Origin of the sequence: Rothia sp. HMSC061D12 (genome assembly GCF_001836735.1) — a bacterium.
Taxonomy (GTDB): Bacteria; Actinomycetota; Actinomycetes; order Actinomycetales; family Micrococcaceae; genus Rothia.
The window spans coordinates 157986-182376 of sequence record NZ_KV830307.1; the positions used below are offsets into that span (position 1 = coordinate 157986).

Annotated in this window: 18 protein-coding genes; 11 read left to right on the forward strand and 7 right to left on the reverse strand. The window is 57.1% G+C overall.

Annotation, left to right across the window (positions count from 1 at the left end):
* Positions 1-461 precede the first annotated feature (461 nt).
* The 11 genes from HMPREF2682_RS07305 to HMPREF2682_RS07355 all read left to right on the forward strand — a co-directional run bounded on the left by HMPREF2682_RS07305 (position 462) and on the right by HMPREF2682_RS07355 (position 17055).
* The gene (locus tag HMPREF2682_RS07305; RefSeq protein ID WP_070832827.1) at positions 462-2927 is read left to right on the forward strand and encodes a fibrinogen-like YCDxxxxGGGW domain-containing protein; all 2466 of its coding nucleotides are present in this window, start codon (positions 462-464) and stop codon (positions 2925-2927) included.
* A 346-nt stretch (positions 2928-3273) separates the two neighbouring features.
* On the forward strand, positions 3274-4134 hold the full coding sequence (locus HMPREF2682_RS07310; protein ID WP_070832830.1) for a hypothetical protein: 861 nt from the start codon (positions 3274-3276) through the stop codon (positions 4132-4134).
* A gap of 207 nt (positions 4135-4341) precedes the next feature.
* The gene (locus tag HMPREF2682_RS07315; protein ID WP_246827284.1) at positions 4342-7779 is read left to right on the forward strand and encodes a fibrinogen-like YCDxxxxGGGW domain-containing protein; all 3438 of its coding nucleotides are present in this window, start codon (positions 4342-4344) and stop codon (positions 7777-7779) included.
* A gap of 478 nt (positions 7780-8257) precedes the next feature.
* Positions 8258-9046 (forward strand): CDP-alcohol phosphatidyltransferase family protein, encoded by a 789-nt coding sequence (locus HMPREF2682_RS07320; protein ID WP_044150701.1) that lies wholly within the window; start codon positions 8258-8260, stop codon positions 9044-9046.
* 11 nt (positions 9047-9057) lie between these two features.
* Positions 9058-10008: a glycosyltransferase family 2 protein gene (locus tag HMPREF2682_RS07325; protein WP_049355040.1), complete on the forward strand. Its 951-nt coding sequence runs from the start codon at positions 9058-9060 to the stop codon at positions 10006-10008.
* A gap of 17 nt (positions 10009-10025) precedes the next feature.
* A complete protein-coding gene (locus tag HMPREF2682_RS07330; RefSeq protein ID WP_070832835.1) occupies positions 10026-11381 on the forward strand; it encodes an O-antigen ligase family protein in 1356 nt (451 codons plus the stop codon).
* Positions 11378-13330: a lipopolysaccharide biosynthesis protein gene (locus HMPREF2682_RS07335; protein ID WP_070832838.1), complete on the forward strand. Its 1953-nt coding sequence runs from the start codon at positions 11378-11380 to the stop codon at positions 13328-13330. Before HMPREF2682_RS07330 ends, HMPREF2682_RS07335 begins: the two co-directional genes overlap by 4 nt.
* 67 nt (positions 13331-13397) lie before the next feature.
* Complete coding sequence (locus HMPREF2682_RS07340; protein ID WP_070832840.1) at positions 13398-14630, forward strand: Wzz/FepE/Etk N-terminal domain-containing protein; 1233 nt, start codon at positions 13398-13400, stop codon at positions 14628-14630.
* A 206-nt stretch (positions 14631-14836) separates the two neighbouring features.
* On the forward strand, positions 14837-15319 hold the full coding sequence (pssD, locus tag HMPREF2682_RS07345) for a PssD/Cps14F family polysaccharide biosynthesis glycosyltransferase (RefSeq protein WP_049327955.1): 483 nt from the start codon (positions 14837-14839) through the stop codon (positions 15317-15319).
* 276 nt (positions 15320-15595) lie between these two features.
* Positions 15596-16306 carry a glycosyltransferase gene (locus HMPREF2682_RS07350; RefSeq protein WP_070832843.1) on the forward strand — a complete coding sequence of 237 codons (711 nt, stop codon included), beginning with the start codon at positions 15596-15598 and terminating at the stop codon, positions 16304-16306.
* Between the two features lie 251 nt (positions 16307-16557).
* Complete coding sequence (locus HMPREF2682_RS07355; protein ID WP_049327953.1) at positions 16558-17055, forward strand: DUF2505 domain-containing protein; 498 nt, start codon at positions 16558-16560, stop codon at positions 17053-17055.
* A gap of 167 nt (positions 17056-17222) precedes the next feature.
* Here the strand turns inward: HMPREF2682_RS07355 and HMPREF2682_RS07360 are convergent, their stop codons facing one another.
* The 7 genes from HMPREF2682_RS07360 to rfbB all read right to left on the reverse strand — a co-directional run bounded on the left by HMPREF2682_RS07360 (position 17223) and on the right by rfbB (position 24333).
* The gene (locus HMPREF2682_RS07360; RefSeq protein WP_005508886.1) at positions 17223-17720 is read right to left on the reverse strand and encodes an FAD synthase family protein; all 498 of its coding nucleotides are present in this window, start codon (positions 17718-17720) and stop codon (positions 17223-17225) included.
* Positions 17721-18249: 529 nt separating this feature from the next.
* A complete protein-coding gene (gene sufU, locus HMPREF2682_RS07365; protein WP_049355035.1) occupies positions 18250-18720 on the reverse strand; it encodes a Fe-S cluster assembly sulfur transfer protein SufU in 471 nt (156 codons plus the stop codon).
* Positions 18721-18785: 65 nt separating this feature from the next.
* Positions 18786-20084, reverse strand: a complete 1299-nt coding sequence (locus HMPREF2682_RS07370; RefSeq protein ID WP_070832846.1) for a cysteine desulfurase — start codon at positions 20082-20084, stop codon at positions 18786-18788.
* Between the two features lie 186 nt (positions 20085-20270).
* Complete coding sequence (gene pth, locus HMPREF2682_RS07375; protein ID WP_070819054.1) at positions 20271-20858, reverse strand: aminoacyl-tRNA hydrolase; 588 nt, start codon at positions 20856-20858, stop codon at positions 20271-20273.
* Positions 20859-21045: 187 nt separating this feature from the next.
* Positions 21046-21666, reverse strand: a complete 621-nt coding sequence (locus HMPREF2682_RS07380) for a 50S ribosomal protein L25/general stress protein Ctc (protein WP_005506952.1) — start codon at positions 21664-21666, stop codon at positions 21046-21048.
* A gap of 244 nt (positions 21667-21910) precedes the next feature.
* A complete protein-coding gene (gene rfbD, locus HMPREF2682_RS07385) occupies positions 21911-23335 on the reverse strand; it encodes a dTDP-4-dehydrorhamnose reductase (protein ID WP_060823810.1) in 1425 nt (474 codons plus the stop codon).
* The gene (rfbB, locus tag HMPREF2682_RS07390; protein WP_070832849.1) at positions 23335-24333 is read right to left on the reverse strand and encodes a dTDP-glucose 4,6-dehydratase; all 999 of its coding nucleotides are present in this window, start codon (positions 24331-24333) and stop codon (positions 23335-23337) included. Before rfbB ends, rfbD begins: the two co-directional genes overlap by 1 nt.
* Positions 24334-24391 lie beyond the last annotated feature (58 nt).

Below are 24391 nucleotides of genomic sequence, written 5' to 3' on the forward strand. Positions count from 1 at the left end.
CGGAGCAGGCGGCGGTACACCCGGGGTGTATGTCCCCTATAGTTTTGGTTTGGTCCGGATTTCCCAGTTTGCTATCTCTTCGCCCCTGTGGCGGCTATGATGGGTTGGGATTCATTGCGTCGGATAGGTTGCTTCCGTCCTTTTCGATGATGGGCTGAATCTTTGTCTGTGGTGTTTCTTCGCTGTTGGTACGGCAGGGGAGGTTTCACAGATTTTTAGCGTTCCGCTTCTTATGGGTGCGTTGCCATTGTTGGCTTCGTTCTTGAGGGGCGGGGCGTATTCATTCAATTTCCGATAACTACACTCACTGATTCCGGCAGCAGACTCGCTGTTAGTGCAGTTCATACCGCTTCTTCTTTCCCCGATGCATGGTCACTATGCTGTGCCTTGTGTTGGGTGGGTGTTGCTGTGTGAATTGCATTTTTCTGCTATGTGCCGGTTGAGGTCTCTAGGAGAGACAAATGAATTTTCTTCCGTTCACGCGTGGAGGGCGTTCGCAGGACGTTGCTTCCTCCGCTTCTGAGGGCTCTCGCATAGCTTCTCGTTCTGGCTCCCGCGCTTTGGGCGCGGCGGCTGCTTCTTTTGCGATGGTTGCGGCTTCTTTGGGCCCGATTGCTTCGGGTGCACAGGCTGCTGATGCCCGCTATTACGATGGTTCTTCGAGCGAGCGCGCTGCGGCGAGCTGCTGGGAAGCCAAGCAGAATAACCCGCAGGCTAAGAGCGGCGCTTATTGGCTGTACACTCCTGCGATGAGTGCTCCTGAGCAGTTCTATTGCGATCAGGAAACTGAAGGTGGCGGCTGGGTCATGATTGGCCGCGGTCGTGAGGGCTGGACCGAGAACTACTACGGTCGTGGTAACGCTGACCAGCTGTATAAGAACCCTACCGGTTTTGATGCGGTGCAGCTTCCCTCGAATAAGGTGGATGCTCTATTGAACGGTAGTCGCCCGCAGGATTTGGCGGATGGCGTGCGTTTCCACCGTTCGTTGAATGTTGAAGGAACTAAGTGGCAGGATTTCACCGCTAAGCGTGTGGCAAGCCCCCAGTGGTCTTGGTCTTTGCGTGCGAGGATGTACTGGTCTGATATTACGATCAAGAACCCTTACCCCTACACTCGTTATAACTATTCTTCCCGCGAGTCGCAGATGGGTCGTATTTTCTCCCATGATGCGTACGACTTCCGCGGCTTGTACTTTGTGGAGCAAGCCTCTCAGGGATATAAGCAGGGTTTCTCGTATGGTGTGCATGCCCAGATTGGTAACTGGCTGACTGCGTACAAGATGAACAACCAGTCCTCGTACATTTACCGCCCGGCGAATGATACAAACCCTCCCCTGGTATTCACTCAGATGTTCTTGCGCCCGAAGGTGACTCAGAACGATTTGGCGGCTAAGGGTCTGCACGCTTACGGTCAGCAGGGTGCTCCGGCAAGTAATCGCCGCGCACTACCCAATAGCTACTCTGAGAAGTGGAAGTGGCGCACCAGCGCTGACACCGGCACCGGCAAGAAGGGTGAGATGAACACCCAGGTTGAGGCTATCACCGAGGTTGGTGGCACTGTCTTTACCGGTGGCGATTTCGCGTACGTTGAGTCGGCAAGCGGCGAGAAGGTTGAGCAGGCGTTCCTGGCGGGTTACGAGGTGGGTACCGGCGAGCTGCGCCGTTCCTTCCGCCCGAAGATTAACGGTCAGGTGAAGTCCGTTGAGGCCCTGCCGAACGGTCTGCTTGCTGTGGGCGGTTCCTTCACCCAGGTGAACGGTGAGTACTACAATGGCTTCGTGATTCTGGATCCGCAGACCGGTCAGATCGCTAAGGACTGGGATATCCGCCCGGTGAGCCGCATTGCTTCTGTCCCGGTGCAGATTAAGACTCTGCATGTGCGTGATGGTTACCTGTATATTGGTGGCTCCTTCACTCACCTGAAGGGTCAGACCTCCCCCACTTATGCGTACGCTAGGAACCTGGCTCGCATTAAGTTGAGCAATGGCGAGGTGGACTGGAACTGGCGTCCGGTCTTTAACGGTACGGTCAACGGCGTGAGCGCTTCTGAGGGCAACACCGATGTGTACGTCGCTGGTTACTTCACTCAGCTCAATGGTGCTGAGGCTTTCCGTATTGCACACATGAAGTCGGGCTCTCAGAAGGGCAGCAATTGGAACCACCAGCCTTCGTATATTCCTGAAGGTGCCCGTCTGAATGATCTGAAGAATGAGCGTCTGATGTGGGGCTTCCAGTTCGACGTGCAGGACGCTGGTTCTTCGGTGTGGCTTGGCGGTACTGAGCACATGATTAGCCGTTACGATAAGGCAACCATGCGCCGCACGTATAGCGCGATTACTCGTGAGGGTGGCGATTTCCAGGATCTGCACCTGAACGGCAACACTATTTACGGTGCGTGCCACTGTGGTGATTACATCTACCAGAACTCAACTACTTGGGAGAAAGCGTGGGAGAGTGCACAGGATGCTCAGACTATTCGCCTGGTAGCTGCCTTCGATAAGGACAGCGGCAAGATGCTGCCGGAGTTCGCACCGATTATGAGCGGCGCGTATGGCTACGGTGTGTGGGAGTCCTTCGTGGATTCTACTGGCACTCTGTGGGTTGGCGGCGATATCCGTAAGTCACTGGGTGCTAATGGTGTGCAGCCGACTATTGGCTTCGCTCGTTACGCACCTCGCGATGTGGCTCCTCCGGTTACCCCGAGCAACCTGAAGGTGACGAAGAACGGCTCGAAGGATCAGCTGACTTGGTCGGGTATTTCCGAACGTAATGTGAAGTACCAGGTTCTGCGCGATGATCGTCCGATTGCAACGGTGACTGGTACGAGCTATTCGGTGGACCACCGCGACGGCGCCCGATACTATGTGCGTGCGGTAGATACTGCGGATAACTATTCGGCAAGTACCGAGGCAGTTCAGGCGGCATAACCCCTCATCAGGACGATATGCACTTTTATGACAAAGAATTTTAGTGACGTTCGTCCTATAGTCCCGGGCTGGTTTTATAACCAGCCCGGGACTTTTTTGCACATAGTGAATCTATTTCATTCATTTACATGAAGGTTTTTTCAGCCAGAGATATACATTTACCTTCTAAATAGGGCATATTAGGTCATTATCTAGGTTCTATTCTCATCATTTATAAAAACGTTATTTTTATGGGTTCAAGTATTCTCCCAGCTTTACGTGTTAGCCTTTAGGTGCCTCGTGACTGCGCGGGGTATTATCTTCCGGAATATAGTCATTCTCACTCCAACCACTAAAGAGGCTTCCTATGTCAGCATTCTTCAAGCAGCCCTCCCGGTCCCGCGTTCTGGGCACTCTGGGCACCCTTGCAGTATCTGCTCTGGTTCTGAGCGCTTGCGCTACTGAAAACCCGAGCACCGACAGCTCCTCCTCCGCTTCTGCTTCCGCAAGCGTTTCCGCTTCTGCACACGCTTCGTCAAAGCAGTCGTCGAGCACCTCTCCCCAGGTCTCTGAGCAGGGCACCGCTTCTGCATCCGCCGCGGCTTCGGGCGAGGCGTCCCCCAAGGCGGATGCTAAGGCTACTTCTTCTGATGGCCAGAAGCTTGAAGAGATTTACACCGGTTCGGAGGAAATGAAGAATGCTTCTTCCGTGCCCGTTGATACTGAAGAAGTGAAGAAGACTACCGAGCTGGTCAATTCTTTTGAGAACATTCTGACCAAGGTTAAGGCGGCTCCTTCCGCTGCTCCCTCTCCCGAACGCACCGCTGACCCGAGCAGTGATGAAGAGGCTGAGCAGCAGAACGTTGAGCAGGCTCGTGCCGTTCTCGATGATGAGACGATTCGCTCCATCGAGGCTGTGGCTGTTGATTCCGCTGCGGCTGAGTTTGCCGTGCAGGCTTCCGAATACGCACTGGCAGGCTGGCACTATGAAGGTTCTTCCACTGTGGTGGGCACTCCCCGTATGACTGCAACTCAGTACAAGGGTCAGCCCGCACGCATGCTGGAAGTATGCATGGATTCTTCCTCTGTGAAGATCTATGACGAGAATAATCAGCCCGTTAAGGATGACAATTCTCCCAAGCGTTCACTCAATATTTACACCCTCGTTCAGGTCGATGGTCAGTGGAAGATTGCGACCCATGATTTCCCGAACAATCCTGATTGTTAGGGTCTAACTAAAGATGCCGGTTTCCAGCTATGATTCGCTGGAAACCGCGCATTATCGTCCATAGCGCATTAATGTTGATGCGCGTTCAATAACATTTCTTGGCATTCATTTGGAGATATTATGAAAGCCCAACTTGGCATGACGGGCTCAGGCTTTTCTCGTTCTGCTATAACCCGCTCAACTCTTTGCTTGAGCATTGCTACGGCCTTGGCTTTGCCCGTAGCTATCCCCGCTATTACGCCGAGTACCGCTGTCGAACAGACTGCGGAAAAAAGGGACTCTGCTTTCTACAATGGCACGACCTCCGAGCGTGCTGCCGCCAGCTGTTGGGAAGCCAAGCAGGCTAACCCCGAGGCAAAGAGCGGCGCCTACTGGTTGTACACTCCCGCGATGAGCCAGCCGACTCAGTTCTACTGCGATCAGGAGACTGATGGCGGCGGCTGGGTCAAGATTGGTGAGGGCCGTGACGGCTGGACCGAAAACTATGAGGGCCAGGGTGACACCTCCCAGCTCTACAGCGATGCCGCCCCCGCATCGTCCGGTTTGACTCTCGAGCAGGGCAAGCCTCTGAGCTCCCTGCCCGCCGCAAAGACCCCGATTCAGCTTTCGGGTACCACTATTTCTCAGCTGCTCAACGGCACCCGCCCCGATCAGCTGTCCGATGGTTACCGTTTCCGTCGCGCTGTAAACACTTCTGGCACTAAGTGGCAGGAGGCGACGGTGGAGCGCCGTCAGACCTCCGAGTGGACCTGGGCTCTGCGTTCGAACGCTGTCTGGTCTAACGCGGTCGTCACGAACCCTAGCGAGTTCTCTTCCTACGACGAGAATGGCCGCAGGGACTGGCTTAACGGCGAGTGGCAGGACCATATGCTGGGCGGCCAGAACTACGGCTTCAGGACGATGCTCTTTGAGGAAATGGCGTCCCAGGATTACCGTATGGGTTTCCGTTACGGTGCAAACTCTCCCATTTCGCAGGATGGCTCTGAGCCGGCAATCACCGATGCGCGGAACTCCTACATCTACGGTAAGGAAAGCAACGGTGAGGCCTCTTTCGGTTACACCCAGATGTTCCTGCGCCCGAAGCTGACCCAGAATGATTTGAACCTGGGCGCTATCCCGGATTCCGGTACCCCGGCGAGCGCTCGTCGTGCCCTGCCCAATAGCCGTTCGGCGGATTGGCGCTGGCGAACCAGCGCCAGGACCGCCTCCGGTAAAACCGGCGAAATGAACACCTACGTTGAGGCCATTACCGAGGTCGATCACGGTAACGGCACCTCCAGCGTGTTTATTGGTGGCGACTTCGAGTACCTTGAGTCCTCTACCGGTGAGCGTGTTGCGCAATCTAATATTGCTGCTTTTGACCCGGTGACCGGCGAGTTGCGCCGCGATTTTAAGCTGACTGTTGACGGTCAGGTGAAGGCTGTTGAGGCTCTGCCGAATAACCGTTTGGCTGTTGGCGGTAACTTCAAGCTTGTTAACGGTGAGAAGCATGAGAGCTTCGTCGTTGTTGACGCCACAACCGGTGAAGTTGCCCCTGAATGGGCCCAGGTTAAAGTCGAAGATCGCATTCGTACCGAGGTCATGACAGTGAAGACCATTCACCGTCAGGGTGACTACGTGTATATTGGCGGCACCTTTACCCACATTTATGAAAGTGAAAAGGCGGGTGAGGCGTATTCGCGCAATATTGCCCGTTTTAAGTTGGGCGAGCCTTCTAACGGTGTGCCCGGTATTGTGAGTATAGACCGTAACTGGCGCCAGGTGTTCAACGGTACTGTCAACGGTATTAGCGCCTCCGCTGATAACTCTCATGTTTACGTAGCCGGTTACTTCACCTGGCTCAACGGTGGCCTTGCCTACCGCGTGGCTGATATTACTCAGCATATGCAGAAGGGCAGCCCGTGGGCGTACCAGCAGTCTGAGATTCCTGCTGGCGCTAATGTCTCTGACCTGCGTAATGAAACCAAAATTTGGGGTTTCCAGTTCGACGTCCAGGATGCCGGTACCGGCGTCTGGGTGGGCGGTACCGAGCACCTCATCTCTCGTTACGATAAGGCGTCCTTGACCCCCACCTACACCGCGATTACCCGCGATGGTGGAGACTTCCAGGATCTGCACCTGCACGGTAACACCATCTACGGCGCCTGCCACTGCGGCGACTTCCTCTACCAGGATTCGCGTAACAAGCGGACCCCCGTGGGCGGTTCGAGCGTGATTCACTCGGTCAAGCTGGTTGCTGCTTTCGATAAGGACAGCGGTAAGATGCTGCCGGAGTTCTCCCCTGCTATTAAGGGTGACCACGGATTCGGTATCTGGGAGTCTTTCGTGGATTCGAAGGGCACCCTGTGGGTTGGCGGCGATATTCACCGTTCGCTGGGTGTTCACGGTACTCAGGATACCGTCGGTTTTGCGCGCTTTGAGGCTCGCGATGTGGCTCCTCCGCCTACCCCGCAGAACCTGAAGGTTGAGCTGAAGGACGATAAGGACGTTCTGACCTGGGATGCCGTGCAGGATACCGGTAGTGTCCGCTACCAGATTCTGCGTGACGACCGAGTTATCGCTAGCACTTCGGGTACGAAGTTCGAGATTGACCACACCGATAACGCACGTTACTTTGTGCGTGCAGTGGACAGCTCGGATAACTACTCTGCATCCACTCCGGTTCAGGTAGCTCCGGTTCGCCCGACTCCTACCCCCACGGAGACCGCAACCGAGACTCCTACCGCTGACCCGACGGCAAGTGTGGATCCGACTGCAGCTGCTGACCCGACCGCGAGCGCTGACCCCAGTGCTTCGGCAAGCGCTACCCCGAGTGCAGAAGCGACTACTGAGGCACCGAAGGTCCAGGATCCGGACCCGAAGGTTGAGGAGCCTAAGCCCGCCGATCCCAAGCCTGAGAATCCGAAGGAAGAAGCCGCTAAGGACCAGATTGTTCTGCCCTACGCCTCGGATTGGAAGTACATGGTCTCTACCCAGGCTCCCAACCGTAAGTACGGTTGGAAGTACAACTTCCACTTCAGCCTGGAAGATATTGCGCAGGAAGCATGGCAGACCGGCAAGACCCCGATTGGGGTCGGTACTGGTAACCTCAACACCTCCGTTAAGGTTCCGCTCGTGCGTTCCCGCCACAATATCTACGCCTACACCACCATCCAGCTCACTCGTGAGCAGGCCAGCCGTGATCTCGTGCTGACCACTTACGCGGATGACGCTATTGCGGTGGGTGTCAACGGTGAAGAGGTTGGTCGTTCCAACTTTGACACTCGTGGAAAGCTGTGGAATAGCGCGATTGCATCGAGCTCGATTGATACCGCTACGGCTCAGAAGACTCCGGTGACCTTCACCGTTCCTTCTTCCAAGCTGAAGGTTGGCGAGAACCTCATCGCAGTTGAGGTTCATCCGGGCATCAGTCGACGAAACGTTCGCCCGAATGTAAGCTTCGACATGCAGGCAATCGCTAAGGCACCGGTTGCTGAGCAGCCTGCCGAGAAGGAAGCTGACAAGGAGGCGGATGCTCCCGCCGCACACGAGGCTGAGCAGCCCGTGGTCGACAACGCGAACAACGCGGCAGCCGGCCAGGGCGAGCGACGCATCGTCAATAACGGAGTCGGAACCCGCGTTCCGATGCAGTCTCGAAGGAACTAATACCTTCTAGATAATCTCAGCTAAATGGGGTTTGATTTTCTGAATGATTCAGGAAATCAAACCCCATTTGCGTATATTCCCCACTTTTCCGTGTTTTTTGCATCATTTATTCCCATTATTTGTGCTTCTGTCATGTGCCTCTCTGCACAATGTTCAGAAATGTTTTCTAAATCCACAATTCACGAGAACAAAGCGCCGATAACCCCCTCTAACAGCACACCAAGCCTACCCGAAGGATCCCGCAAATCTGCACCAAAGCGCATTGTCAGAGGGTTTTTACGACACAATTGTTGACCCTGACCACACGCCCCCTGTTGCACTTCATCTCGTTGTAAAATATCTATATAGTGGTGTACGTGAAAAAAGGGACCAACCACCTCTTTTTTCGCGTGCGAGACTTCCGGACTTTCTCGCAACCACCCCGAAAGGGAGTAATTCACTCTCCTTCACTCCTCTCACCGATTAAAAAGGAATGTGCATGTCCACCTCTGAGGCACCTCACGCCCCGAACTCCGCGCCCGCATCGGGATTTTCTGCGAAGTTTTCTCACACCCTGCGCTCTCTTGAAGCAGCGCAGAAGCCCGGCATTGGCGTTCCCGCCTACACCCGCTGGGTCAACCGCCGAGTAGCACGCTACTTCGCTGCGGCAGCTGTTGCGCTGGGCATCACCCCCAACGGCGTCACCGCAATTTCCGCTGCATGTTCCGCGGCAGGCATCATCGTTCTGATTACCTGCCCGCCCAGCGTTGGTGTAGGTATCTGCGTTGCCCTGCTTTTCGCGCTCGGTTACGGTCTGGACTCCGCTGACGGCCAGGTTGCTCGCGTGACCGGCGCGTCCTCCCCCGCCGGTGAGTGGCTCGACCACGTGGTCGACTCCATCCGCGTGCCTTCCGTGCACATGGCAACCCTGCTCTCCTTCCTGCTGTACCCGGCGCACTACTCCTTTACCGGCTCCAGCGCATTCAACGGCTGGATCATTGCGATGCCGATGATTTTCACCGCGCTGACCGCAGGTCACTTCATGAGCCAGATTCTGGCTGAGCAGCTGCGCAACAACCGCAAGACCGCGGCACCGCCGACCGGTGGTCCCCTGCGCTCCTTCATCAACCTGCACATGGACGCTGGCACCCTCTGCTGGATTTACATTTTCGTTGGCTTCGGCCCCGTATTCGTCATCGTCTACGCACTGCTTCTTCTGGCTAATGCCGCAACCGTCCTGCTGTCCATGCGTCGCAAGTACGTTAGCCTCGCGACCCCCGCTGAGTAAGGAGAATCCCAATGATGCACTTCACCTCTCGCACCCCTGCTGTTTCCGCCGTTATCGCAACCAACGGCAAGCGCCCCGAACTGCTGCGCGTGGCTGTCCGCTCCATCCTTGAGCAGAGCTACCGCGGTTTCGTTGAAGTTGTTGTCGTCTTTGATCGTGTTGAGCCCGACCGCCTCGAAGATATTGAGGTTAGCGAAAACCGTGCCCTGAAGATCGTCTCCAACACCCGCTCCGGCGGTCTGGCTGGCGGCCGCAACAGCGGCATTATTGCCTCCAGCGGCGAGATGATTGGCTTCTGCGATGACGACGACTACTGGATGCCGTCCAAGCTCACCCAGCAGGTCGCTCTCTGGCGTGAAAACCCCGAAGCAGCCGCTATCTCTTCGGGTATTACCGTCCGTTCCGGCGGTCAGGACATCGTGCGCCTGGCGCCCGAGCGCGCAACCTTCGCGGACTTCCTGCGTTCGCGCATTACCGAAATTCACCCCTCCGCCATGCTGTACTCCCGCGAGGACCTGCTCGGTGTTGACGGTGAGCCCGCTCGCATCGGCCTGGTCGATGAGGAGCTGCCCGCTGCCTACGGTGAAGACTACGACCTGCTGCTACGTGCAACCCGCCACGGCGATGTACTGAGCGTGCCCGAGCCGCTGATTCTGGTGCTCTGGGACCGCCCCTCCTTCTTCTCCGGCAAGTGGCAGTCCATGGTTGACGGCCTGAGCTACATTCTGCGTAAGTTCCCCGAATTTGAGCAGGATCCCAAGGGCCTGGCACGTATTGCCGGTCAGATTGCCTACGCTCAGGCTTCTCTGGGCAACAACAAGGAGGCGCGTGCTTACGCTCGTGCCGCTCTGCGCCGTGACCCCAAGCAGCTTCGTGCATGGGCGGCATATGTTGTGTCCACCGGTGTTATTAAGCCCGCTACTCTTCTTGATCTCGTCCAGAAGACCGGTCGAGGTCTCTAACCAGGTATCGCACAGACATGGTTTCTTCTTCCGTTCTTTCTCATCCGGGTGCTTCGCCCGTGGCGCTAAAGGATTCCGCGGGGTCGGCTAGTACGCCGCCCAGCGGTATTCTGCGTGCCCGCGCGCGCATCCGCCCGATGTCGACAGCGCAGAAGAAGCTCCCCGCCTGGCCCCTGCTGGCGTTGCTGTACGGCTTCCCGGCGCTGTGGGCTATGGGGTTGCTTCAGATTGCGCCGCTGGTACTGGCAGCGATCATGCTTTTTTACCTCATTATTCGAGGTAATGTGCGTGTGCCCGGTTCCCTGTGGGTGTGGGGTGCATTCTGCGTGTGGGTTGTTGTTGCGGCGCTTGCTCTGACCCGTTCCACCGACATGATCGGTTGGGGTCTGCGTTTTGTGAACATTCTCAGTGCAGGCATTTACGCCCTGTACTACTACAATGCGCGTTCCTCTATTAGCCTCAACAGGTTGTTGGGTGGTCTGGCGACTCTGTGGGTGACTCTCATCGTTCTGGGTTACGGCGGTGTGCTCTTCCCTGAGTTCCGTCTGCGTACCCCGATGAGCTTCATCATGCCTTCTGGCTTTATGCAGAACCCCCTGGTGCGCGACTACATGCTTCCTCCGCTGGCGGAGGTTCAGCGTCCGTGGGGCGCGCCCGAGGCGTATATTCGCCCCTCCGCACCGTTCCCCTACGCGAATAGTTGGGGTTTGGCGTACACCCTGCTCACCCCGGTGATGCTGGCGTGCCTGCTGCGTCTGCGTTCCATCTGGCTACGTATTGCTCTGCTGATTGGCATGGCGCTTTCTACCGTGCCGGCAATTGCTACCAGTAACCGCGGCATGTTCATTGGCCTGGGTATTAGCGCGGCGTACGTACTGCTTCGTCAGTTCCTGGCGGCTAATTGGCGTGCTGTAGGTATGGGTATTGCGGCGATTGCAGCTGTGGTTGTTGCACTCTTTGCTTCAGGCACCGTGGACAATATTCTGGGTCGTCAGGACTACTCGGACTCCACCGGTGGTCGTGCGGCGCTCTACCGTGCTACCTGGAAGGCGACTTTGGAGTCCCCGATTATCGGTTATGGCACTCCGCGTATGGAACCAAGCATTGGCGTGTCGATGGGTACCCAGGGTTACCTGTGGACTCTGATGTTCTGCTTCGGTTTCGTGGGCCTGGCCCTGTTCGCGCTCTTCATGGTGTGCACTGTGGCAAGCGGCGCGCGGGTGAAGACCACCTCCGGGTACTGGCTCCATAGCGTGCCGGTCGCATGTTGCGTTGTCTTTATTTTCTACAGCTTCGATATCGCTCAGCTGACCATTCTGATGCTCGCATCGATGGCGTGCATCCGTTCCATTCGGGATGGTGAGGGGCTATGACGCAGAAGCAGTCCCCTCGTGGTTTAGATACTTCTGCGGTTTCATCTTTCGAGGATGCGTATTCGACGGGTGGTCATCCTAGCCGCCGTGCGCGTCTGCGTGAGAGCGGCGAGTACGTCGAGCCGGTAGTGGAAGAGGCTGAGTCTTCTGCTGATGAGTTCGCTCCGACGGTGGACGATATCCGTTCGGGTCGTTTTCCGGCGACCACGGCGCTGTCGATTGTGCCTCCGGCCCAGGGCTTTGCCGCTAAGGAACCGCTCCCCGGTTCTTTGGTAGCCGGTTCCGAGGCAAAAGATTCTGCAGATACGAGCGTTGCTGTGGCGGGTGCTCATCTGCCCGGTTCCCGTCGGGTTGCCTCGGCTACTGCTGAGTCTGCCGATTCTAAGGCGCAGGATGAGAGCGTTTCCGTGAAGGATGAACCGGTCAATACGCCAGTCAATGCACCAGTCAAGAAGGCTCCCGCTAAGGGTAAGCAGCCCAGCCTGGCGAAGAGTGGCTCTCTTGCTTCTCTGTGCGTGATGTACGGTGCGGGTATCGCATTCGTGACCACAATGGTGGTGTCGAACGGTATTGGCGCTGAGGGTTCGGGCGAGTTTTTCCGTCTGATGGCGCTTTTTGCGATTGCGATTTCGCTGGTGACCTTCGGTGCGGATACTGGCTTGGTTCGTACGATGAGCGCTCAGCGTGCGCTGGGTCGTTACGGTGTGTTGCCGCAGCTAATCCGTTACGGTCTGATTCCTTCGCTGGTCACTTCGGTGCTTCTGGTGGCGGGTGTGTACATCTACACCGAAATGGTGCCGATGGCTCCGGAGTATCAGGCGGCGATGCGCGTCAGCTCGGCTTTCGTGCTGGTGGCGGCACTGATGACGGTGTTCTTCGGCGCGCTGCGTGGCCTGCACCGTGTGGTGACCTTTACGGTTCTGCAGAATGTTCTGCTTCCTACTCTGCGTTTTGCGGCTGTGGGTTTGGTGGTTCTGTTCTCGGGTCAGCTCATGGATCTGGTGTATGCCTGGACTGTTCCGGTGGCGATTACTGCGGTGGTTGCCCTGTGGCTTTTGGAGCGGGCGTTCCCCAATGAGGAGCATGTGGAGGTTCTTCCTTCTGAGGATTCTCCGACTGAGACGTTCCGTTCGTTCTGGGGTTTCAGTTCTGCGCGCGGTGTCGCTACCGTTGTGGAGACGATCCTGGAGTGGATTGACGTGCTGGTCGTGACGGCATTCTTGGGTGCCGCTGCCGGTGGTATCTATGGTGCTGTGAACCGTTGTGTTCGTGTGGGCACCATGATTGAGCACACCGGACGCGTGGTGACCGGACCGTCGATTAGTGCGGCGTTGGCTACCCGTCAGCTGGATCGTGCTCGAGAGATTTTCTTGTCGACCACTCGCGTGTTGACTGCACTGTCTTGGCCGTTCTACCTCTCTCTGGCGTTCTTCGGCCCCGTGCTGTTGCATTTCTTCGGTAAGGGCTTTGAGGCTGGCGCCGGTATTCTCTGGGTGATTTGCCCGGCGGCGATGCTGTCGATGAGTGCCGGTGGTGTGCAGTCTGTTCTGCTGATGAGCGGTAAGAGCCGCTGGCAGCTGTTGAACAAGCTCTCCTCGCTGGTGGTGGCTGTGACCTTGAACTTCACGCTGGTTCCGGTTTGGGGCCTGTACGGTGCGGTGACGGCGTGGGCCTCTGCTCTGCTGATTGATACCTTCCTGGCGAGCTACCAGGTATTCCGCCTCGTTGGTATTCGCGCTTCGGTTCGCGAGATGGCTCCTTCGCTATTCTTGGGTGCGGCTGTTCCGACGGTGTGTGCTCTGGCGTCTTTGGCTTTCTTGGGTCAGAGCGTGCTGGGTGTCATCGTGTACGTGGTGCTGCTGGTGCCGGTGTACGGTGCGGTGTTGTTCCGCTTCCGCAAAGCACTCGGTATTGAGCGTTTCCTTTCCGCCCGCCGAGCGAAGTCTTAGCCTTCCGCTTCTTCTACAGTTTTTCTCCGATATTTAGTGTCCGTTTCTCTTCCTCAAGGATGTCCTCATGGATAACACCTCTCATACCTCCTCGGTTACCCTTGGCAGCCAGGTACGTCGCATTTTCCGACACCGTCTGCTGATTCTGCTGTCGGTTGTGGTTTTCGCTGTGGCGGGTGCCGTCTACGGCTACATGACCAATAGCAAGTACACTTCTAAGGCTTCGCTGGTTGTTTACCCGCTGGTGGTTGATCCCGCCGGTACCGGTAGCGCTAACTCCGCGAAGGTGGATATTGCGACCGAGTCTCGCGTTGCGGCCTCTCGTGAGGTTGCACAGAACGCAGCAAAGTCTCTGATTGCGAATGGCGATACCCTCTCTGAGGCTCAGCTGACCAGCCGCCTGATGAACTCCGTCAAGGTGACTGGCACCTCCCAGACTGCTGTTCTGGATATTGAGGTGACCCGCCCCAACGGCACGGATGCGGCACGTTACGCTAACGCTATGGCGAACGCGTACCTGCAGGTTCGTTCCGAGTCGCTGAAGAGCAGCGTTGATTCTGCTCTGCACCAGATTGATGAGCAGATTTCGGCCCTAGAGGGTGATAACAACCGTGCGGGTCTGCTCTCTCAGTTGCAGGAGCGTCGCGCTCAGATTCAGCTGACTTCTACCACCGGTGGCCGCGTGATGAGCGAGGCTCAGGTTCCTTCTTCTTCCTCGGCTCTTGGCCCGGTAAAGATGGCTATTGTTGGTGCTGTTGCCGGTCTGCTGATTGGTGCTGTGCTGGCGTATGGTCGTGACCGCACCATGCGTCACGTTGGTTACGCTGATCGTCTGGAGGATGCTGGCATCCCGGTTCACGAGCTGGGCTCCACCTCTGAGGCGAATGACGCGTTCATGCTGCTGCGCACCATTGGTGCTCCTGACGGCGATGTGAAGAGCGCTGGTGCTTCCGGCGTTGTCATTCTGCCCGGTACTGACCGCGGTGTTGAGCACCTGTACCAGATGCTGCAGCGTGTTCTGCCCACCGAGTACGCACGTTTCACCGATTACGCTTCGGTTCGTGACGCTCTGACCCGCCACACCCCCGAGTCGCTGGTTGAGAAGAGCGAGACTCCTCTGGTGATTAGCCTGAGCACCGCTACTCCCCTGTCGACCCAGCTGCGTTTCGTTCAGGCTGGCGGCGTGGCTCTGGTTCCGGTGACTGCGGCTACTTCTCTGCAGCAGGTTCGTGAGCTTTTCGCTCAGCTGGATCAGCTTGAGGGCGTGAACGCTCTGGCTGTGTTCCTGGATCGCGAGTAATCAGACCGCGAGTACTCGGGGTTCTGTTGATGGATGCCTCGCCTCTGTGCGGGTTCGTCCTTCGTCCTTGAGCTTAGGGTGCGGTGGTACCTGCTGAGGCGGATCTATTGTGATAGGTCTGTTGATGCCGGTTCCGCCGGGCCCGTCAGCTCACCCTTATCTTCTCTTCTTATTTTTCTCTTGTATTGGGGCTTTAGGAGAACACTATGACTGAGGCAACTTCCTCTCAGGCACCGAAGAAGAAGCTTCTGCTGGTTTCTAGCAGTGGCGGACACTTGAAGCATCTGACGGCTACTTCTGCTGCGTGGCAGGATTATGACCGCGTATGGGTTAGCTTTAAGCAGCCCGATGTTGAATCTTCTCTTGCTGATGAGAAGACCTATTGGGCTTATTACCCGACTACCCGAAATATTAAGAACGCTATTCGTAATTTGTTCTTGGCATTTCGTATTTTCCCGAAGGAACGCCCGGATGCGGTTGTTTCTGCGGGTGCGGGTGTTGCTGTTCCTTTCTTTGTTGCGGCTAAACTTTTTGGCGTAAAGACTCTTTATATTGAGTGTTTTGACCGCCCGACTCTGCCGACGATGACCGGCAAGATGCTGTACACCTTTGCCGATCGAATTATTGTTCAGAGTGAGGAGCAGCAGGAGAATTTCCCTGATTCTCGTGTAATTCATCCCATTTTCTAAGAGTGATGAATTTATCCTGGAAATGGCGTCCCCGCGTGTGCTGGGGGCGTTATTTTCAGGGTATAGTATTTATTAAACATACAGATACGCATAAGTCGTGCGCTCCACTGTGGACTCACCATCCAAGCGAACTAACCACTCGCCAGAGAAGCGTATGCGGAGATTACTCACCATTTTCTCCGGCACGACGCCGCCGCGTATACCCATGATGCCCTCCGGATTTTTGCGTCAGGTATACGGGGTTACTACCGATAAATACATAGAGAGGAATAGGCGATGTCTATTCAGAACTTCCCCCACGTCAGTGTTGATACTTCCAAGTTCGACCTGCCCGTATTTACCCCTGCCGTCGCGCCCGTTCGTATTCCTACCAAGACTTACGATTTGGTGGTGTCCCTCGGCACCGACGTTCACACTTTTGATCGTCTTCTGCGCTGGGTTGAGGCTTACCTTGAGGCTCACCCGCAGGTCACCTGCCTCGTGCAGCACGGCCACACTGCGCCTATTAAGCACGCAGACAACCTTAAGCTTCTTCCCGCCTCCGAACTGCTGGACTACTACGCAACCGCACGCGTAGTGCTGGTTCAGGGCGGCCCCGGCTCCATCCAGGATGCACGCCGCACCGGCGCCCTGCCCCTGGCTGTTCCGCGCCGCGCAGAGTTCGATGAGGTTGTTGACAACCACCAGGTCCCCTTCACCGCTCTGATGGAGAAGCGCGGCCACGCTGTTGTCGTTGAGAGCCGCGAAGACCTCTTCGCCAAGCTGGATCTTGCCCTGGCTAACCCCTCCCTGTTCCGCACCGCTGAGCCGTACGTCTCCACTCCGGAGATTTCCGCAGCTCAGCTGGGCGAGGAGCTGCAGGACCTGCTCGCCGGCAAGACCCACCGTAAGGATTCCTTCTGGGGCCGCCTGAAGCAGGCTGCTCGCGCGCACCGTGCGGGTAAGGCTGAGATGGCTCGCATCGACGCGATGGCTCCCAGCGCCTAAGGTTTTCTTATCTTTCTAAGCTCAGCATCCCCATGATGCGGTGTGGGAGGCGCCCTACCGGATGCTTCCCACATTTTTAGACCGGCATGCGAATCCTCCAACCACCCTGTGAGAGGCTGCGAACGTTTTCCCTTGTTCACGGCATATTCTCAGGTGGATTCGCGTCTTTACATTGGTTGCGAAACCCCGCGCACCGTATCCTTAGTAAGGGATAATGCGCGGGGTTTTCGCGCACTACGAAAGGAACAATTATGGCAGTTCAGGAATCGACCGTTATCAACGCAAGCGTTGAGCAGGTTATCGAGGCGTTCTCCAGCGAGGACTTCGCACGCTTCGTCTGCTCCGAGGTTGGCGTTGAGTTCAACAGCTTCTCCGTTTCCGGTGACACCTCCGCTGAGTTCACCGCAACCACCGAGCGCACCGTGCCCGCTGATCGCGTACCGGACATCGCTCGTAAGTTCGTCGGTAGCGGCGTCTCCATGACCCAGGTGGACACCGTGAGCGCACCGGCAGCTGATGGTGCACGCACCGTCTCCACCGAGGTGAAGGTCAACGGCGTACCCGTGTCCGCTCAGGCTACCCAGCACCTGATTCCCGAGGGTGACAAGACCCGCCTGGACGTCAACGGTGAGGTTTCCTGCTCCATCCCGCTGGTGGGCAAGAAGATTGCTGCCGCTGCTGAGCCGCAGGTTGGCCGTGTGCTGAAGGTTCTGGGCACCTCCGCTGAGAAGTGGCTGGCACAGCGCTAAGGCTTATTAGACGCTCGCCTTTGAGGTGTAGCTGATATACGGCTAGATACGCCAATATACAGAGGATCCCCGTCGTAAGTAATTACGGCGGGGATCCTCTGTTCTTTATGGGTCTCTAGAGCTCTAGCGCCCTAATAAGGACTTATGCACGTTAGGATGTGACAGCGTTAGGAAGCGACAATCGCCTCGGAGTACTCGCGCTCACCGAGCAGCTCGGCGAAGCGGCGCATCTCTACGCGCAGGTCGTGCTCTGCTTCGAGCAGGTCAACGACCTTGCGGAGCTTGGTGCTGGAGGTGTGCTCGGTGTAGGGGAAGTAGTGTACTTCCACGCCGACCTCTGCGAAGCGTGCTTCGAGGGCGTTGCCCTTGTCGGTGCCCTTCCAGTCATCGCCCTTGAAGAAGACGTTGAAGGGCTTCTGCTTCCAGGTTTCGAGTTTGTCGGGGGTGGTTTCGACGTGCACTTCGTCCACGTAGTCGATGTGGCTGACGATAGCGGCACGCTCTTCGATGGGGATGACGGGACGGCGGCCCTTGGTCACTTCCAGGACGTCATCGTGCACAACGCCTGCAATGAGGTAGTCGCAGTTTTCCTTGGCCTTGCGGAGAATCTCGAGGTGGCCGTAGTGGAAAAGGTCGTAGGCGCCTGCGGCGTAGCCAATAATCATGGGGCTTCCTTGTGGTTGGTAGCGGCGATGGGTATTCCGGTGTGGTTGAGGTACCGGAGGGTGAGAAACATATCCGCAGTCTGGGGTGAGAGCCTAAGAATAAGTGAAGAATGTGCAATATTGAGAAAATATTTTCTTATTATTGCCCTATTTCTTCTCTCTGTCGTCCCAGAGTATGCGGGTCCGAAAAGAGTTTCTCGAGGGTGCTGGTTGGGCGCCCTTCGTCCTTTTATTTTACCAGTCACCTTTTTGGAGGAAAAAGGGAAAGATATAAATATGAGGCGGATACAGTGTAGTATCCGCCTCATATTTTCTATACGTCGCTTGAAATCAAAGAAAGCTTATATAGATAAACAATTAACCGCTAGATTTTAGCGAAGAGTTTTAGCCAGTATTTTCTGCAGGCTTTGACCGCACATGCTTACGTTCTCGTGCAATATTTTAGGTTGAGTAGCCATTCGGTATTTTCGATTGGCGTTCAAATACTAGCTACTCCCCCGCCGTTTCCGCCTACATTCTCAGCGAAGAGTTAGTTCTTGGCTGCTGCTTCCTTGGTAGCTTCTTCAACAGCAACCCACGAGAGCATTGCGCACTTCACGCGCGCCATGAACTTCGAAACGCCAGAGAATGCCGCCATGTCGCCGTACTCCTCTTCGTCCAGAGTCACCTTGCCACGCGAGCGTAGCATCTCACGGAACGCATCCACGTGGCTCTGCAGCTCGGAGATAGTCATACCGGGAGCCATCTCAGAAAGCACAGAAGCGGCAGCCATCGAAATGGAGCAACCGTCGCCTTCCCAAGAGATTGACTCGATGGTCTTCTCGCCATCCTTCAGTTCATCAGAGAGCACCACACGCAGGTTGATTTCGTCACCGCAGGTGGGGTTGTACTGGTGGTTATCGGCACTTGCGTGACCGGCGGGTACCTCTACGAGGTGCTCGCCGCTACGCTGCTTAGAATGCTCCAGAATAATTTCCTGGTACAGGGATTCAAGAGACACAGTGTTCTTCTTCCGTCAGTTGGTATGTCTGAAAATTCGGGGCGTTAGCGTCTAACACGCCTGTTTTAGAGGCCGAAGTAGGGGCGTACCTCGGCGAGTGCCTTCAGGAAAGCGTCCACATCTTCGGTGGTGTTGTAGATGTAGGTGGAGGCGCGGGTCGAGGCAGTCACGCCGGCGCAGCGGTGTAGCGGCTGGGCGCAGTGGTGACCCACGCGCACGGCGATGCCCTGAGTGTCGAGTAGCTGACCCACATCGTGCGGGTGTACACCCTCTATGGCGAGAGCGACCAGGCCGGCACGCTTGGTGGGATCGGTGGGGCCAAGCAGTCGCACGCCTTCAGTCTTCTGAACGCCCTCAACGAGGCGAGCGCCCAGTTCGTGTTCCCACGCCTCAACGTTCTCCATGCCCAAGTGCTGCAGGTAGCACACAGCAGCAGCGAAAGCGACCGCCTGCGAGACACGCTGGGTGCCGGCCTCAAACTTGATGGGGGCGGGCATGTACTCGGCGTCCTGCAGACCCACACGGGTAATCATGGAGCCGCCGGTCAGGAAGGGCGGCAGGGCGTTCAGCAGCTCTGCGCGGCCGTAGAGGGCGCCAATACCGGTGGGTGCCAGCATCTTGTGGCCGGAGAACGCCGCAAAGTCGACGTCCAGGGCGTGGAAGTCTACGGGCATGTGCGGCACGGACTGGCAGGCGTCCAGTACAACGATTGCGCCGTGCTTACGAGCCATAGCAACCATGCGGGGCACATCAGTAATTGCGCCAGTCACGTTCGAGACGTGGGTGAACGCCACGATGCGGGTCTTCTCGTTGATGATGCCCTCGGCTGCCTCGTAGTCGAGCTGACCGTCCTCGGTGGAGGGGATGTGGCGCAGGGTTGCGCCGGTTCGCTGAGCAAGAATCTGCCAGGGAATGAGGTTCGCGTGGTGCTCAATCTCGGTGGTGACAATTTCGTCGCCAGGGCCCAGTGCGAAACGCTCAGCAGCCGGACCGCCGATACCCTGAGAGGCGTTGCCAATGGAGTAGGCGACCAGGTTCAGCGCCTCGGTTGCATTAGAGGTCCACACGAGCTCTTCATCAGTGGCGCCAACGAAGTTCGCAACGGTGATGCGCGCGTCCTCGAACAGGTCGGTTGCCTCAACCGCGAGGGTGTGTGCGCCACGGTGTACAGCAGAGTTAGCGTGCAGGTAGAAGTTACGTTCAGCGTCGAGCACCTGAAGCGGTTTCTGACTGGTCGCCCCCGAATCCAGGTAGACCAAGGGGTGCCCGTTGACCTCAGTGTTGAGGATCGGGAAATCCTGGCGAAGCTGGCGTACGAGGTCGTCGCTCAGCGGGGTGTTGGCGGGGGTGGAGTATTCAGCCACGGGTACCTTCTTCTCTCGCTCATACGCTCCACGGGTCGGGTATTTTCCCGTCGTGGAGCGTATAACGTCATTCTTTTCTAGCTTATTCCCTCACCGGGCTCTTGCATAGTTAGGTAGAGCCTAGTTCACGCATCGACCCACACCATGCATTGTCCAGTTCAGCGCATGCCCAGTGCGGTCTTATGCTTAGGAGCCTGCGCCGTGGTAGCGCTGCTGGGTTGCCAGCAGGCCTTCCTTCACGAGCATCATGGTGGCATCAGCGGCGTTCGAGATGAGGAAGGGCAGGTCTTTCGATTCGGTGCTGCTGAAGGGCTTGAGCACGAAGTCTGCGGTGTCCATGCGTCCGGGAGGTCGACCGATGCCGGTGCGCACACGGTAGTAGTCCTTGGTACCCAGCGCCTTGGTGATATCACGCAGACCGTTATGGCCGCCCTCTCCCCCACCAATCTTGAGCTTAATGGTGTCGAAGGGGATATCCAGTTCATCGTGCACCGCGATGATACGGTCGGGGTTAATATCGTAGAACTGGGCTAGAGCCGATACCGGGCCGCCCGAGGTGTTCATATAGGTCAGGGGCTTGGCCAGCACTACCTTGGGTCCGCCTATACCCAAACGTCCTTCCAGCACCTGGGCGCGCGCGCGTCCGTGCTTCTTGAAGCCACCGCCTACTTCACGCGCCAGTTCATCAACCACCATCTGGCCGATGTTATGGCGGGTTTTCTCGTACTCCGGGCCCGGGTTCCCCAGACCAACAATGAGCCACGCATCAGACATATCTTCGCCCTTTCCACGGCGCTGTAAAAGGTTTTTTAGAAAATTCATGGACTACACCATTCTATGAGTATGGCCCGCTACCACCTCAGAAGAGAGGTAGCGGCGGGCCATCCACAGATCACTGTTGCGCTAGGCGCAGGGCGCGGTCTTAGTGCTTTGAGTTATCTGAGTCGTGAGCTTCGCCAGCCTAATCTGATTCCTCGGAAGCTTCAACGATGTCACCCTCGGGTGCGTTTTCGCCTTCTTCACCGGGCTCGGGAACGTCGAGTTCCTCGGGCTCAGAAACGTTAACGATCAGCAGTTCAGCGTCTGCAACCAGGGTTACGCCTGAGGGCAGTTCAACATCTGATGCCAGAACGTGAGCGCCAGCTTCGCGGCCTTCGATGCTCACGGTCAAAGCTTCGGGTGCCTTCAGTGCGTCAGCTTCAACCAGAAGAACGGTTTCTTCCTGGTTAGCAACGGCGCCAACAGCGGGCTCGCCTTCAACGTGTACAGGAACCTCGATCTCAACGCGCTCGCCGCGCTTAACGGTCAGCAGGTCGATGTGCTGCAGTTCGGGGCGGATTGCGTGACGCTGGATGTCCTTGATCATTGCGAGGTGTGATTCACCTTCGATGTCGAGGTCGAGGATAGCGTTGGGGACGCGGGCAGCCAGGGTGGTTGCGTGACCGGGGAGTACTACGTGCTTGGGCTCTTCGCCGTGGCCGTAGATGACGGCGGGGATGTCGCCTGCCATGCGGATGCGGCGCGCGTAGCCCTTGCCGAAGTCGCTACGTACGGTAGCTGAAATTTTGATGGTATCTGACATGAGTCGTCCATCCTTTCTTGGTTAGAAGTGATGCGCCAAGTGGAATAGGGACTGGCGCCAGAAATCTCTTTCCAACCAGCCACCGTCAGTTACGGACCTACACGTTTCGTGTATTCCACCGCCTTGGCCAAGACAATATTGTACAGGTTCCCGGCTCTTCTTCAAGGGCCGGGAACCTGTGATATGGCGCTTTTCACGCCTTTTATGCTGTTATCAGCAGATATAGGGTCGAATCCTCAGAGGGTTAGGAGCCCATTTCTGCAAGGTAGGCGGCGAGCGCCTCGCGGTGATCGCGCGGGGTGAAGCCTGCAGCAATCAGCTTGGACAGGTCCATTGCCGAGTTCGTCGGACGGTGAGCGAAGAGCTCAGCGTTGGCGAAGTATTCCTCGGTGGTGGTGTCGCTGACTCGTGCCGGGTCATGGCCGGTACCTTCGTACACTGCACGAGCAAACTGTGCCCAGTTGATGACTTCACCGGTGTTCGACACGTTGTAAGTGCCGTACTCTGCGCCGGAGAAGAGCAGGTGCAGGGCAGCAGCTGCCAGGTCCTGGGTGAAGGTCGGGCGGCCCCACTGGTCGGCGACCACGGACGGGTCAATGCCGCGCTCAGCCAGGGATGCCATGGTACCCACAAAGTTCTTGCCGGCGCCAACAACCCAGCTGGTGCGCAGGGTGTAGTGCTTACGCCATGCGGCAGCGGCAACCTCACCGGCAGCCTTGGACGCGCCGTAGACGCTCAGCGGTGCCAGGGGGTAATCCTCCGGGTATTCCTCGCCCAGGGGCAGGGAACCGTCAAAGACATAGTCGGTGGATACGTGTACCAGCGGCAGGTTAGCTTCTTCACAGATGGAGGCAAGAGCGCTCACGCCCAGGGCGTTAGCTGCCCAGGCGTCGCGGCGACCCTCGGGGGTTTCTGCCTGATCCACTGCGGTGTACGCTGCAGCGTTGATGACCGCACGGAAGGAGCGCCAGCGGAATGCGTCGCGCCACTGCTCGGGCTTGCCCAGGTCGAGGCGGTCGCGATCCACAGCCAGGAAGGGTACGTTCTGCTCGGTGAGCTGGCGAACCAGCTCGGTGCCGAGCTGACCACCCGCGCCAATAATCAGGATCGGGTCGGCTTCCAGGGGCTTAATCTCGTTCAGACGGGGGTGGTTACGGTCCTTCTCCGAGAGCTCAGCCTTCGCCAGGTCGATGGGCCAGTCAATTGCGACGGTCTCATCGGCAAGGTTCAGGAAGCTGTAGCCGGATACTGCGTCCGCCGACCAGTGGTCATTCACCAGGTAGGTGTAGGCGGTGTTCTCTTCCAGGGTCTGGAAGGAGTTGCCCACGCCGCGGGGCACGAAAATTGCGGTGTCCGGGCCCAGCTCAACGGTGACGACCTTGCCGAAGGACTCGCCAGCGCGCAGGTCAACCCACGCACCGAAGATACGGCCGGTCGCAACAGAAACGTACTTGTCCCACGGCTCGGCGTGGATACCGCGGGTGGTACCTACCGAAGCGTTGAACGAGATGTTGTTCTGCACCGGGTTGAAGTCGGGCAGACCGGCTGCAACCATCTTCTCGCGTTGCCAGTTTTCCTTGAACCAGCCGCGGTTATCGCCGTGAACCGGCAGGTCAATGATGAGCAGGCCGGGAATCTCGGTTTCAGTAACCTTCAATTCCTTGGTCATTACTGGCCAGCCTTTGCGTACTTCGCCTCGACCTCAGCCTTCAGGGGCTCCCACCAGCTGCGGTTGTCGGTGTACCACTTAATGGTGTCGGCAAGACCGGACTCGAAGTCGGTGAACTTCGGCTCCCAGCCGAGCTCTGCACGCAGGCGGCTACCGTCAATTGCGTAACGCAGGTCGTGACCGGGGCGGTCAACCACGTGCTCGAAGTCGTTCTCATCCTTACCCATCAGGCGCAGGATGGTGCGCAGAACGGTGATGTTGTTCTCTTCGCCGTCTGCACCGATGAGGTAGGTTTCACCAATCTTGCCCTGCTCCAGGATGCGCAGCACAGCAGAAGAGTGGTCGGATGCGTGAATCCAGTCACGAACGTTTAGGCCCTCGCCGTACAGCTTCGGGGTCAGACCCGAGAGAATGTTAGTGATCTGGCGGGGGATGAACTTCTCAATGTGCTGGTAGGGGCCGTAGTTGTTGGAGCAGTTAGAGATGGTTGCTTCAATACCGAAGGAGCGGACCCATGCGCGCACGAGCAAGTCGGAACCTGCCTTGGTGGAGGAGTAAGGGGAAGAGGGGTTGTAGGGGGTGGTTTCGGTGAACTTTGCCGGATCGTCCAGCTCGAGGTCGCCGAAGACCTCGTCAGTGGAGATGTGGTGGTAGCGAGTGCCGTGCTTACGGACTGCTTCCAGAAGGCTGAAAGTACCGATGAGGTTAGTGTGGATGAACGGTTCGGGGTTGGACAGGGAGTTGTCGTTGTGAGATTCCGCAGCGTAGTGGACAACAGCGTCTGCCTTGCCGACCAGTTCGTCAGCCAGCTCGCGGTCGGCGATGTCGCCTACGACGAGCTTGAAGCGGGATTCAGGAAGACCCTCCAAAGACGCAGCATTTGCGGCGTAGGTCATCTTATCCAGCACAGTAATAGTGTGATCAGTGTTATCGATGAGGTGGTGAACAAAGTTCGAACCAATAAAACCGGCACCGCCGGTAACAAGAATGTGAGCCATACGGTATATTTTACCCACTTAAATAGCGATTTTTATGCCTCAACAACGAGATAAACAT

Bases quoted from the DNA above. Each gene is read 5' to 3' on its own strand.
- pth (WP_070819054.1), bottom strand. From the start codon at position 20,858: ATGTCTGATGCGTGGCTCATTGTTGGTCTGGGGAACCCGGGCCCGGAG.
- rfbB (WP_070832849.1), bottom strand. From the start codon at position 24,333: ATGGCTCACATTCTTGTTACCGGCGGTGCCGGTTTTATTGGTTCGAAC.
- HMPREF2682_RS07325 (WP_049355040.1), top strand. From the start codon at position 9,058: ATGATGCACTTCACCTCTCGCACCCCTGCTGTTTCCGCCGTTATCGCA.
- pssD (WP_049327955.1), top strand. From the start codon at position 14,837: ATGACTGAGGCAACTTCCTCTCAGGCACCGAAGAAGAAGCTTCTGCTG.
- HMPREF2682_RS07305 (WP_070832827.1), top strand. From the start codon at position 462: ATGAATTTTCTTCCGTTCACGCGTGGAGGGCGTTCGCAGGACGTTGCT.
- HMPREF2682_RS07360 (WP_005508886.1), bottom strand. From the start codon at position 17,720: ATGATTATTGGCTACGCCGCAGGCGCCTACGACCTTTTCCACTACGGC.
- HMPREF2682_RS07355 (WP_049327953.1), top strand. From the start codon at position 16,558: ATGGCAGTTCAGGAATCGACCGTTATCAACGCAAGCGTTGAGCAGGTT.
- HMPREF2682_RS07335 (WP_070832838.1), top strand. From the start codon at position 11,378: ATGACGCAGAAGCAGTCCCCTCGTGGTTTAGATACTTCTGCGGTTTCA.
- HMPREF2682_RS07330 (WP_070832835.1), top strand. From the start codon at position 10,026: ATGGTTTCTTCTTCCGTTCTTTCTCATCCGGGTGCTTCGCCCGTGGCG.
- HMPREF2682_RS07340 (WP_070832840.1), top strand. From the start codon at position 13,398: ATGGATAACACCTCTCATACCTCCTCGGTTACCCTTGGCAGCCAGGTA.
- HMPREF2682_RS07310 (WP_070832830.1), top strand. From the start codon at position 3,274: ATGTCAGCATTCTTCAAGCAGCCCTCCCGGTCCCGCGTTCTGGGCACT.
- HMPREF2682_RS07350 (WP_070832843.1), top strand. From the start codon at position 15,596: ATGTCTATTCAGAACTTCCCCCACGTCAGTGTTGATACTTCCAAGTTC.
- rfbD (WP_060823810.1), bottom strand. From the start codon at position 23,335: ATGACCAAGGAATTGAAGGTTACTGAAACCGAGATTCCCGGCCTGCTC.
- HMPREF2682_RS07320 (WP_044150701.1), top strand. From the start codon at position 8,258: ATGTCCACCTCTGAGGCACCTCACGCCCCGAACTCCGCGCCCGCATCG.
- HMPREF2682_RS07380 (WP_005506952.1), bottom strand. From the start codon at position 21,666: ATGTCAGATACCATCAAAATTTCAGCTACCGTACGTAGCGACTTCGGC.